The sequence below is a fragment of the Oceanospirillum linum genome, from assembly GCF_001995095.2.
In the GTDB taxonomy this organism is placed as follows: Bacteria; Pseudomonadota; Gammaproteobacteria; order Pseudomonadales; family Halomonadaceae; genus Oceanospirillum; species Oceanospirillum linum.
Genome location: NZ_MTSD02000009.1, coordinates 70,060 through 82,336, shown reverse-complemented (window position 1 = coordinate 82,336; position 12,277 = coordinate 70,060). Strand labels below are relative to the sequence as shown.

The following is a 12,277-nucleotide window of genomic DNA, read 5'->3' as shown; positions in this document are numbered from 1 at the left end:
TTGTATTGAGTGCCTGTCTCATGCGGGTGTTTCTCCCTGCTCAAAGCATCGCAGCATCTGGATTTCATCCGCCCAGATCTCAGGTTCTATTGTTTCCAATACCAGAGGAATGCCGTCAAAGCGATTATCCTGCATCAACCAGCAAAATCCTTCCAAACCGATTTCACCTTTGCCTAAGCTGTGATGACGGTCAAGGCGACTGTTTAATCCGCCTTTGGAATCATTAAGGTGCATACCGTACAGATAGTCAAAGCCAACCGTCCGCTCAAAATCAGTAAAGGTGTTATCACAGGCTTCTGCAGTCCGTATGTCATAGCCTGCCGCAAACATATGACAGGTATCCAGACAAACGCCAACACGTGTTTTATTCTCAACCTGATCGATGATGGTTGCCAGCTGATCAAAATGCCAGCCAAGATTGCTGCCCTGGCCAGCGGTACACTCGATCACCGCAATGACACCCTCTGTCTGCGCCAGCGCCCAATCGATAGATTCAGCAATACGCTTCAGGCATGCGGCTTCATCAATTTTTCTCAGATGGCTACCTGGATGGAAATTCAGATAGGTCAGCCCCAGCTGCTCACAACGCTGTAGCTCGTCCAGAAAAGCATCCCTGGATTTCTGCAGAGGTTCTGCTTCAGGGTGGCCCAAATTAATCAGATAACTGTCGTGGGGCAGAATCTGTTCCGGCTTAAAACCGTGTTTTTCACAGCTGTGTTTAAACTTGCGGATCGTCAGATCATCCAGTGGCTTGGCCTGCCAGCGGCGCCGATTCTTAGTGAACAGAGCAAAAGCATTAGCACCGATCTCTTTGGCATTTAAAGGTGCGTTAAACACGCCGCCACTGGCGCTGACATGGGCACCGATATACTTCATTACATCACTCCTGAATCATTCGGGACCCGGGAATCCGGTACAAAATCAGGTTCATGCCCGACAACCCCAACACCACAGGACAGCCTGTGGGTAAAAGGCACTATTGTACCCGAAAGCCATGTTCCTGTCCGTTCCGGCACTGGCCGGAGAGCGTTAATCCTAAAGGCATTAGTTCTTTTATGGATTAGAGTGTTTGGTTATTTAAAATCAAAACTTGAATGCATAAATCCTTTAAAAACAAAAATATATACTCACTCTACCTACTAGTAGCCTCATATATTTAACCAAGAGTTAATCGTATCCGGTAGGCGGAATAGAGGCAGCAAGGTATGCTAGAGTAAATTTTTCAGGAGACTAGGATATGTCTGCAACCCCCCCTCCTCTGATTAATGCTCAACAGCTCTGTCAGCAGCTGCAGTCTTCCGATACCCCCGTGGTACTGGATTGCCGTTTTTTTCTGCAGCAACCGGCAGCAGGTCAGGAAGCTTATATGACCGAGCATATTGTTCGTGCTCAATACGCTGATCTGGATCAGCATCTTTCAGGAGCAGTCCGGGCGGGAGTAACAGGTCGACATCCCCTGCCTTCCAAAGAAGCTTTTACCCGCCAATTACAGCAATGGGGCATCACCCACGAGCGCCCTGTTGTCGTTTATGACCAGAATAATGCGGCAATGGCTGCGGCACGTGCCTGGTGGCTGCTGCGTTATGCTGGCATCGAACAGGTGCAGGTATTGGATGGAGGGCTGGATGCCTGGCTGGCTGAAGGGCTGGCTACGGAAACGGGTGAACAGTGCAGTGACAATGCTCTGGCTGAAGAACCGAAGCTGAATTGGCAGGATGAAAAACTGATCAACGCCCAACAACTACTGCTGAAAAAGCCGGTGCTACTGGATGCCCGCGGTATTGAGCGCTTTGCCGGTGAGGTCGAGCCGATTGACCCGGTGGCGGGCCATATTCCGGGGGCTCAGTGCCTTCCCTTCACAGAGTTGGTGGATGAACAGGGCATGTTCCTGCCACAGGAGCAGCTGAAAGAGAAGCTCAGTGCGCTGGATACCGAGGCCGCCACTGCCGTGTATTGCGGTTCCGGTGTGACAGCCTGTCACCTGATATTGGCCGCAACCGTTGCCGGGCTGCCGGAGCCGCGTCTCTACGCAGGCTCCTGGAGCGAATGGATTACCGATAGTATCCGCCCGATTGAGACGGGTCGGGAGTAACTGGGCCAAGCATGTGTCAGAAGTCGCGCGAAGGCGCGCCTTCCGACACAAGTACTCTGGCTCCCACGTTCTGCGTGGGAGTCCATCATCTCACCAGAACTACCACTGCCCCACCACATAACCCAGCTTCTCCGGTAGCCAGAGAGCGATCCCCGGTACCAGCATCACCAGCAGTAGACTACAAGCCATAGCAGCAATAAAGATCAGTGCCCAGCCGATGGTATGTTCAAGACGGATACCCGCAATCCGAGTCGTGACCATCAGGTTTACCGCCACCGGTGGTGTGAACTGACCAATAGCAATATTCATCGCCAGTAAAATACCGAACCAAACTGGATTCCACTCAAAGTGCTGCATCAACGGCAACAAAATGGGTATCAGAATCAGATAGATAGATACCGCATCCAGCAACATACCGGCCAATAAAACCAATAACATCACCAATAGCAGCAAGACCCAACCACTATCTGACAGGGAAAGAAGCGCTTCTGCCAGGTGTTGGAAGGTTCCCAGGGTGGTTCCCGCCCAGGCAAAAATACCCGCCAGCGCAATAATAAACATCACCACACCTGAGGTTACAGCTGCCTCGGTAATCAGCTCGTACAGAGTTTTAAAACTCAGATTGCGATAGACCAGCGTACCCACCAAGATACCATATGCGACGGCAACAACCGCAGCCTCCGTCGGTGTGAATAAACCGGACCGCAGCCCCCCTAAGATAATCACAGGAGCAAACAGTGCAGGAATGGCAGCTTTAAAGCTTTCCCACAAAGGGGGCCGCTCTGATGCTTCCGGATCCTCCCAGCCATGTTTACGGGCCAACCATAACGCCGGAACCAGTAGTGACAGACCAGCCAGCACACCGGGGAAAAGCCCGGCAGCAAACAGCGCTCGCAGATCAACACCAGGCACCACAATGGAATAAAGAATCAAGGCGATGGAAGGTGGAATCAGAATTGCGGTAGATGAAGAGGCGGCAATCAAGGTCGCCGAAAAAGGTTGTGGATAACCTGCTTTGCGCATACTTGGCAACATCACCATGGCAACAGCGGCAGCATCAGCCGGCCCTGAGCCACTCATACCACCCATAATCAAACACACAAGGACCGCAACAACCGCCAGACCACCATGGCGCGGGCCAATAATCGCCTGAGCAAAACGCACCAGACTGGCAGCAACCCCTGCACGCTCGAAGATCAGGCCGGTAAGAATAAACAGAGGAATCGCAATCAGTGGATATTTAGCAACACTGTTATAGGTATTGGTGCCCAGTGTCGCCAGCATATCAGGCGACAGACCGGTCACAATACCGACCACACCACCTAACCCCAGGGCGATAGCTACCGGCACCCCTAACAATAAGGCCAGCAGAAAGCTGACAATCATCAGAATATCAGGACTCATGGATCACCTCTCCATCCTGCTTACCCTGCAGGCGATCAACAAGATTCTGAGTCATACGTACCATAATGGCTAACGCCATCACCGGCAGCCAAATCACATAAATCCAATTAGGGAGCCCTAAACCAGGCGACAGGGATTCCCACTGATACTCTTCCAACGCGAACATGCCGCCATACCAGAGCGTAATGCCCATCACGATAATGCCTGCCATCCATTGCAGGAGATACACCAGTTTCAACATAGGTTTTGGAAGATGGTGTTCAACCAATTCAATACGGATATGCTGATTATGCCGGGCCGCAACCGCAGCTCCAGCAAAGGTCAGCAACACCAGAAAAAATACCGAAAACTCTTCGGTGAAAGCAAAAGAAGCATCCGTGGCATAACGCACAATGACATTACCCAAACTGATCAGACAGATAGCGATCAGCGCCAGACTGGCCAGCCAGGCCTCCGGACGGAATTTTGGACGACGGGACATAACAGCTCCGCAGGAACAAACAGACACTCATTGAAAGACCATAGGCCGGTTACACCAGCCTACCGCCATCAGAAACAGTAAAGGCGACCGTCTTTCAGACTGCCGCCAGATCAAACCAACGCGACATCAGTTACGGTTAGCAACCGCTTCCTGAGCCTGTTTAACCAGTGCTTCACCGATACGCGGTGTCCATTTTTTATACACCGACTCCGTCGCCTTAACAAAAGCAGCATGCTGTTCTGGTGTCAGATCTGTTACGGTTATGCCGCGTTCTTTAATTCTCGCCAACGTTGACTTTAGTTCACTACGGGATTTTTCTTTTTCCCATTTACCTGCGTCAATAGCCGCTTGTTTTAGCAGTTTTTGGTCTTCTGGTGAGAACTGACGCCACACCCGAGTACTCACACCAAAGACTAAAGGATCCGCCATATAACCCCAGCGGGTTAGGTGAGCCTGACCAACCTGATCAATACGGGCGACATCAAAAACAGAGATCGGGTTTTCCTGCCCATCAACGGCACCGGTGGTTAATGCAGGTTTTGCATCCGCCCAGCTCATCTGAGTCGGGTTAGCACCGAGAGCGGTAAAGGTATCCTGGAATAAAGGAGAACCCACAACGCGGATTTTCAAACCTTTAAGGTCTGCAGGCTTATCAATTTTCTTTTTAGAATTAGACAGCTGGCGGAAACCGTTTTCACCCCAGGCCAGTGGCGTAACGCCGCGTTTTTCGATGCCCTTAAAGACCGCCTTACCGGCTTCGCCTTCAGTAATCGCATCAATCGCCGCATGATCAGGCATTAAAAACGGTAGCGAGAACAGGTTCAGTTCTGGCACCTGTGGCGACCAGTTAATCGTAGACCCCACTGCCATATCAATCAGGCCAGAGCGCATCGCAGAAAACTCTTTCGTTTGGTCACCAGAGACCAGCTGAGAGTTACTGTAGATTTTCATATTAATACGGCCTTCCGAGCGTTCTCTAACCAGCTCGACCCATTTATCAGCGGCCTGTCCCCAAGGGAAGGCAGAAGGCAGTACGGTTGAAACGGTATATTCTTTTTTGTATTCCGCCTGAGCGAAAGGGCTGATCAGCAGACAGGTCGCCAGTGCAGCCATAAGGGTTCGACGTTTAAACATTGTTCAGGTCCAGATTGTTAGCTTGCAGGATAGATTCGCATTTAGGTTGTCAGCTGCTTAAGGGTATTGAGCTGCCAGTTAGCATGCGGCCTGTCGGTTGGTCAGTAAGACCTTGTGGGTCGTAATGCCACCGAACATTATTTATGGGTAGTAGAAAAGCCGCAGGCCTGATTATAGCGGGGGCGGAAAGGCTTCGTAAAAAGAAATATTTAAACAGCTGATAATTTAAAGAAAGCCGCCCCCTGTAAAGAGGGCGTTTACGCCCTTCATAATCTACAAAAGTCTAACCTCTACTCTGACAACAACTGAAACAAATCCACAAACTGACCGGTGAGCTTATGGCGCGGAACATGGTAGATCAAAGGTTTGCTTAACTGGTGGGACTCCCGCATTTTTACCGATGACATAAGATAGACCGGCAACACAGGGTGCCCTGCATCGACCAGCTCATTCACCAGTTGCTGTGGTAGCTTCGCCTGGGGTTGCATCTGATTAACCACAATTCCCTCAACCTGAAGTTCCGGATTATGATCCATACGCATCTCATCGATATTACTCAGTAATTGCCCCAGTGCCTGCCGGGAGAAGGCATCGCAATCGAAGGGAATCAAACAGCGTCCGGCCCCGATAAGCGCCGACCGGGAAAAGAAATTCAGAGCTGGAGGCGTATCAATAAAAATCTGATCATAAACTCCGGCCTGTTCCTGCAACATCTCTTTGAGCTTATAGATCTTGTAGCGTGATTCCAGCTTAGCCTCCAGGCTTTCCAGCTCACCATGGGCCGGCAGCAGATACAGGTTCTCCCACGGAGTCTGCCGGATCAACTGCTCCACCGGCTTACGCTGGGAGGAGATCGTCAGACACTGCTCAAAGAAATCAAACAATGTATCATGCATCTCCTGCACACTTTCGCCCGTGAGGTAATGACTGGAATTCCCCTGGGGGTCGAGATCAATCACCAGTGTTTTCAAGCCCTGTTGAGCACTGATTGCCGCAAGATTACAGGTGATACTGGATTTACCGACACCGCCTTTCTGGTTAAAAACTACCCTGATCATCATCGCTCCCTCAGTACTGATACCTTTATCATCCCGGCACAGGCTTTATCCCGCACCGCAGCATAAAACCTGAGTGTATTCATTTTATCGAATGGGGTCGAGCCCGATAGTGCCACCAGGGCTACTTGTATCGCGCAATTAAAAAGCGGTTAAAATACCGTTATGATTTCAAACAGAGAAGGCGTAAAAACCTGCATAAAATCCACATTTGACGGGCATTCAGCCATAGCCGCGCTGTTTGGTAAGTGATAACATTCTCCGCTTAATTTTTCAGGTCAGTGTTTTGTTTAAAACGCTGCCCTTCAGAGTTTAGCTTCCAGGTTGTGCATCACCTCTTGGCCATCCCCAACGAGCTAAGCTGCAGGCTGACTTTCAGGTCATTCGTGCTATCCAGTATCGTTGCGACTCCATAAGTTGCGACACCGTTATGAGGAGTGGGGCTTGTCACAGTTACCGGTAATTATTGGTTTTGGCGGCGTTAATGCTGCTGGTCGGAGCTCAGGTTTTCAGAGTTTTCGCCGCACCGTTTTAAACAATCTTGATAGTGAGCAACAGGCACAGACGTTGGTTAGCCTCGCCTGCATGATGGGGCTACTGACAGAAAAAGAGGGTCAGTGGATCACCTCTGAAGGGGAAAGTCTGGATCTGAACACAGCCGCAAGCAAGGTTCGCCCCCAGGTTCTGAACAATACGCTGATCAGAAAAACACATCCCGACCTGTTTGATGTTGATGCCATACCCGCTAATGCCCGGATCACCATCAAACCGGATCAGGAAGCGATTAGTTTTACCCTGCGCCCCCGCCAGATGCCGGAAACAACACCCGATAACTGGCAAGTGACAGCACTGGATAATGGCCATTACCAGATCACCATTACCGGTGACTTTGACGCCCTGATTCCTGATGGACGTGAAGCCGGTGTAAAAGCCTCAGCTCAGATCCCCACAGGCTTTAACCCAGGTAAATATTACCGATCTGTGCACCATCCCCGCGGTCTGCAGATGGCGGTATTTGCGGCTTCAGATATGCTGGGCAGTACTGGCCTGGACTGGGATGCTGTTAAAGATACCCTGCGCCCGGATCAAATGGCGGTCTATGCCGGTAACTCCATTGGTCAGCTGGATCAGTACGGTTGGGGTGGCCTGCTGCAAAGCTTTGTTAATGGCAAGCGGGCAACATCCAAACAGATGCCTTTGGGCTACGGCCAGATGCCTGCGGACTTTATCAACGCCTATGTACTGGGCAGCGTCGGCGCGACCGCCGGTCATCTCGGTGCCTGCGCCAGCTTTCTGTACAACCTGCAGGCAGCCGTAACCGATATTCGTTTGGGCCGCCGTCGCTTAGCGGTTGTCGGTACCAGTGATGCACCGGTAACCCCCGAAGTCATTGAAGGCTTCCGTGTAATGGGCGCTCTGGCGGATGATGCCAGTCTGATGGCGCTGGATGCACTGGAAAAACTCACCGATGCGGATTACCAGAAAGCCTGTCGCCCTTTTGCAGAAAACTGCGGTTTTACCATGGCAGAAGGTGCTCAGTACCTGATGCTGACGGATGATACCCTGGCTCTGGAGCTGGGTGCGCAGATCTTTGGTTCTGTACCGGAAGTGTTTGTAAATGCTGATGGTTTTAAAAAATCCATCAGTGCCCCGGGAATTGGCAACTATGTCACCCTGGCAAAATCTGCCGCGCTGGTACGCTCCGTGCTGGGGGAAGAGTCTTTGCGCCAGCGCAGCTATGTCCATGCCCACGGAACCAGTACTCCGAAAAACAGAGTGACGGAATCCCATGTGCTGAATCAGGTCGCTAAAGCCTTCGATATCACAAGCTGGCCTGTTGCTGCAATTAAGTGCTATGTCGGTCACTCCCAGGGCACGGCAGCCGGGGATCAAACCATTAGTGCACTCGGCACCTGGGCTCACCAGATGATCCCGGGTATCGCCACCACAGACAAAATTGCCGATGATGTTCATCAGAGTCATCTGGAGTTTTCTCAGCAGGCAATTGACCTGACGGAGCGCCCGATGGATACCGCCTTTATCAACGCTAAAGGCTTTGGCGGCAACAACGCCACCGGTGTTATCTTCTCACCGGAGGTAACACTCCAGATGCTGACTAAAAAGCACGGTCAAACCGCCATCAGCGCATGGGAAGCTAAGGTACAGCAACAGAAAGCCCGTGCAGAAGAGTACCAGGAAAATGTCGATGCTGGCCGCTTCAGTGTGGTGTATCACTTTGGTGACCGGGAGGTGCTGGAAGGCCCGGAACTGCAGATTACCGACCGGAAATTGCATATCCCGGGTTACGCTCAGGATGTCAGTCTTGAGCTGGACAATCCGTTTGCGGATATGAGCTGATCTTAAGCCTGTAACAGCAACCAATAACGACGAAAAAGCTCGCCTTTCAGTGATGAAAGGCGAGCTTTTTTATGACCGACCCCGGACCTTTATCGCAAATCAATAATCCGCAACAAAAAGCGCGTCAATCACTTCACGGGACAAGATTGTACCCAGCTGCTTAACTGCCAGATGCTGTGCTCTGTCTTCCATGCCGGAAACCCCTTTCGCCTCACGGTCAAAAGAACCCATAATTCGGTTTTCGCTATCACGAATCTGAACGGCAGAACGGGCAAAAACATAATGAGTACGTCTGACCTCCTGACTGCTGACGGTCAAAGAGTAGGTTAGACGCAGATCTGCTTCTGCAGCATCAGATGTATTCAGGCGCAGGCCCAGTTTTGTCATCTCCTCCGCCAGAGAGGCATCCAGCTTCCGGGCTGCGGCATTAACCGGCGAAAGCTGAATCTGCAAAGAACTCACCAGGCGATTCAGCTCATGGCGCAGATCGACCAGGGATTCATCCGGTGCAAAACGGCTGAAGCCGGACTCCGCAACAAACATCAGCTGACGCACCAGCTTATCCCGCTGGGCAAACCGCAGTAAAATCGGCATCGCTGCACGAACCTGGTCGAGCCGACTAACAAGCTGCCCTTCCTGGGTTTCCGTTACAGGCAGCGTTTTCCCTTCCAGCTCCAGATCAATGGCCGCCAGCTGTTCTGCTAATCTTGCTTCCGCTGAGTGACGATTCAGCTCCGCCAGCGCATAGTGCGTTTTAGTTACCGGATTAACCCAGCTATCGCTCCAGCCAAGACCCGGCAGCTCAACCTCGGGGATACGGCTACGTACTTTATCGTTAACTTCTTCAATAAAGCTGGTGTTTTGCCCGTCGGTCATCTGCAACTGTGTCTGGCTGCTAAAATCACCACTGACCATAACCTGCATCTGGCGAATCAGATCCGCACGGGCACGCTCTTTAGCATTCTCAGCTGCGGCAGACTCACTACCGGTATTATCAGCACTTCCCACACCATAAACATAGCCTGCTCGTTGCGGAAGCTGGTCGATCCATTCAGGTGCGCCTCCCGCCTGTTGCTTCGGGGCGGATGAACAACCGGTTAACACCGCAGTAACCAGTAGCCATGAGATCAAACCATTTCTTTTTCCGATATTCCGGGTTGTATAGGCCAAGTTCACTCTCCTGTTTATTGACTTATGGCGCTGCGGTTAGCGACTCATTTTCTTTTTGATTTTCTTCTGACCATTCCACACTTCACGGTTACTGGTCATATCGATCAGCTTCATATCCACCTGATAACTGGTCACACGAGTATCCCCAAGCTGGTCAACAAAGCTGTTAATACTGCCGGAAAGTGCAAAGTTAGCGCCGGTCTCCTGCCCCATCTGAGCTTGGGTATCGGATGAAGCATTGAGTTCCTGATCCCGACGTTCGTCCCGGATCTGATCACGCTCATCGCCGCTGACAACAAAATCAACATCACCGGAACGCAGCAACTCACGCTTAATATCATTAACAAAGGTTTCTGAAGGAATATGTTCGCTGGTTTTATTACGGATCGTATGAATCACAACCGTCGGACGACGAACATCATCAGTACTCATCTTATAGCGAGTCAGCCATGGAAAGGTCAGCATATCCTGCATCATCTCCTCTGCCACCAAGCGGGAGTCCTCATCATTCCAGCGATCCGTCAGGGCGATCTCCTGATTCACATCAACCCGTTCAACAGAGGGGCCGCCACAACCCGCCAGCAGAAGTGCGCTTCCCATCAGAGCAGCAGCACCCAGTTTAGCCATCATACGCATATCATTTCTCCTTGAAGCTTAATCAGTGGCTTTCGAGCGATATCGAAACACCTTGTAGGAAACTGCCTGTAGCCTGCCAATGTAAATAGCACCAAGCCACTTTAAACCCTATTCCGCTAATCAGGCTTTCCAGTCAATGGCAAAAAAGTTCTCAGTGTCAGAATTTCAAGTTCACCGGCCTTCAGATCCACGGTGTACTCCTGTCTTATATTTTGTCCGTCCGCTGACCGGCTATTCAGGACGACGGTATGCCCCCCCGGCTCAAGTTGAAGCCGCTGCACCCGGATATGATGGGGCAAAGACAGCCAGCTCCGGGTATCCGCATTCGTCGTACTGGCAGCGAGCAGCTTACCCCCAAGCGCGCCCAAAGCGCCCATATCTTTCACCGCCTCCTGCATCACTTTATTACGCAGAACTTCCCGCGCCATCGCACTGTTCAGTTCGGCCTGGGCTTCCAGCGCCTGTTGCAGTAAACCCAGCATCGCCACGGAGTCTGCTTTTATCATTGGGCGGGTGATCGCGCCTTTTTCCGACGAAACATTTACTTCTGCAGCCTGCAGAGGCGCATAAGGAATCGGGTAATAAGGCACCGCGATACGGACACCACCATTGCCCAGGACATAATCCAGGCCGGTATCCTCAACCAGGGACCAAACCGGCTGCAGTGTCGTGGCCCGACTGTTAAATAAAACGCCTTCGCTGTTCAGAATGGAGCCATCGGAAAAATCACGTACCACATTATAAAGCCCTTTATCCGCATAAAGCAGATAAAACCAGGCAGCTTGCTCACGCTGCTCCTGACGACTGCCCACAGGGATAGGGCGCACCACCAGCTGGCGACTGTCGCTATTGATCATCAGGTGCATATTTAGCACTTTACGCTGAGGCGACAAATCCACATGCTGCAGAATCAACAGCTCAGCTTTTTCCGGCTGATAGTGATATGCACCGGTAGCCGATGAGTTATCAGACTCCGCTGACGGCAGGCTTTTGCTTTTTACCAGCTGACGCCACTGCTCTTCATAGCCACCGGCTTTTTGCATCACCCGGACCACATCACTCCAGGCTTGAACCGTCATCGCCGTATCCAGACCATACTGTTTGGTATAGCCATCTTCATAAAGCGTGGCGGAACGCTGATAGCTGATACGGGCATTATCTAACTCACCATACTGCTCATAAAGCGCCCCCATCACATAATGGGCAAATGCCTGATCACGAAAGATAAGTTCATCCGGGTCAACCGGATCGCCATTAAGCTGGCGAAATACTTTAGCAATTTTGCTGAATAGCTTTTCCTGGGCAGAAGCCGCCTGACTGTAGTCACCGGTTATAAAGACATTTTCATCCAACAGAATCTGAATACGACGATTCTCAACCCGGGCACTGTCCAGTAGTTGCTCCTGTTGGCTGCCTCTGTTTTGTTGCTGTGCCAGCATCAGGTAATTGAGCATTTTGATGTAATGCAGATAGACACGTTCATACAGCTGCCCCCGGTATGAGGCATTACCCGGGTGTGTCATTGCCACCGCCAGCCAGTCGCGGAGATCGGACCGGTAAAGCGATTCAGAGATTCGATAAGCTTGCTCAAGAAGTGAATTACTCTCCTGATAACGACCATCCAGGTGAGCGATCATACCCCGCTCAAGAAAGTAAAGCAGACGATCACTTCCTGAAGGAGACAGCACCGCCTGAGCGGTATCATCAGCCGCAGCATAGTTCTCCCTGCGCACCTCATCCAGTACCTCCTGAACACTGTCACCATAGGTACTGCAGCCAGCCAGTATGCTATAAAAAATAACCAGTACGGCAAGCCTTGCCCCAGAAACCAAAGCGAAATAGTGCTTAATTAGCCGACGAAACACCTGACATCCTCTATCATAACAGCACCATAACCCTGCCCACATCAGAGACTGACCGGAGCGATTATTCAGCAGAAACCTTGTC

The 12,277-nt window shown here is 51.3% G+C and carries 10 protein-coding genes; 2 read left to right on the top strand and 8 right to left on the bottom strand.

Annotation, left to right across the window (positions count from 1 at the left end; all coding sequences use genetic code 11):
- Nucleotides 1-18: 18 nt before the first annotated feature.
- Nucleotides 19-876, bottom strand: a complete 858-nt coding sequence (gene nfo, locus BTA35_RS15295) for a deoxyribonuclease IV (RefSeq protein WP_078320685.1) — start codon at nt 874-876, stop codon at nt 19-21.
- A 361-nt stretch (nt 877-1,237) separates the two neighbouring features.
- Between nfo and BTA35_RS15290 the strand changes: the two genes are divergently transcribed.
- Nucleotides 1,238-2,092 (top strand): sulfurtransferase, encoded by an 855-nt coding sequence (locus tag BTA35_RS15290; RefSeq protein ID WP_078320684.1) that lies wholly within the window; start codon nt 1,238-1,240, stop codon nt 2,090-2,092.
- Nucleotides 2,093-2,191: 99 nt separating this feature from the next.
- Here the strand turns inward: BTA35_RS15290 and BTA35_RS15285 are convergent, their stop codons facing one another.
- From BTA35_RS15285 to BTA35_RS15270, 4 genes are all read right to left on the bottom strand, one after another.
- A complete protein-coding gene (locus tag BTA35_RS15285; RefSeq protein WP_078320683.1) occupies nt 2,192-3,496 on the bottom strand; it encodes a TRAP transporter large permease in 1,305 nt (434 codons plus the stop codon).
- Nucleotides 3,486-3,977 (bottom strand): TRAP transporter small permease, encoded by a 492-nt coding sequence (locus tag BTA35_RS15280; protein WP_078320682.1) that lies wholly within the window; start codon nt 3,975-3,977, stop codon nt 3,486-3,488. The genes BTA35_RS15285 and BTA35_RS15280 overlap by 11 nt, the downstream gene beginning before the upstream one ends.
- Before the next feature lie 126 nt (nt 3,978-4,103).
- Nucleotides 4,104-5,111 (bottom strand): DctP family TRAP transporter solute-binding subunit, encoded by a 1,008-nt coding sequence (locus BTA35_RS15275; RefSeq protein ID WP_078320681.1) that lies wholly within the window; start codon nt 5,109-5,111, stop codon nt 4,104-4,106.
- A 290-nt stretch (nt 5,112-5,401) separates the two neighbouring features.
- Nucleotides 5,402-6,169 (bottom strand): ParA family protein, encoded by a 768-nt coding sequence (locus tag BTA35_RS15270; RefSeq protein ID WP_078320680.1) that lies wholly within the window; start codon nt 6,167-6,169, stop codon nt 5,402-5,404.
- Between the two features lie 441 nt (nt 6,170-6,610).
- On the opposite strand from BTA35_RS15270, the gene BTA35_RS15265 reads away from it, so the two are divergent.
- Entirely contained in the window at nt 6,611-8,524 is a 1,914-nt protein-coding gene (locus BTA35_RS15265) for a beta-ketoacyl synthase (protein ID WP_078320679.1), read from the top strand.
- Between the two features lie 99 nt (nt 8,525-8,623).
- On the opposite strand, the gene BTA35_RS15260 is transcribed toward BTA35_RS15265, so the two are convergent.
- The 3 genes from BTA35_RS15260 to BTA35_RS15250 form a co-directional block, all read right to left on the bottom strand.
- Entirely contained in the window at nt 8,624-9,694 is a 1,071-nt protein-coding gene (locus tag BTA35_RS15260; RefSeq protein WP_160055270.1) for an LPP20 family lipoprotein, read from the bottom strand.
- Between the two features lie 36 nt (nt 9,695-9,730).
- Nucleotides 9,731-10,330 carry a penicillin-binding protein activator LpoB gene (locus tag BTA35_RS15255; protein ID WP_103989748.1) on the bottom strand — a complete coding sequence of 200 codons (600 nt, stop codon included), beginning with the start codon at nt 10,328-10,330 and terminating at the stop codon, nt 9,731-9,733.
- A gap of 116 nt (nt 10,331-10,446) precedes the next feature.
- On the bottom strand, nt 10,447-12,195 hold the full coding sequence (locus tag BTA35_RS15250) for a COG3014 family protein (protein WP_078320677.1): 1,749 nt from the start codon (nt 12,193-12,195) through the stop codon (nt 10,447-10,449).
- Nucleotides 12,196-12,277 lie beyond the last annotated feature (82 nt).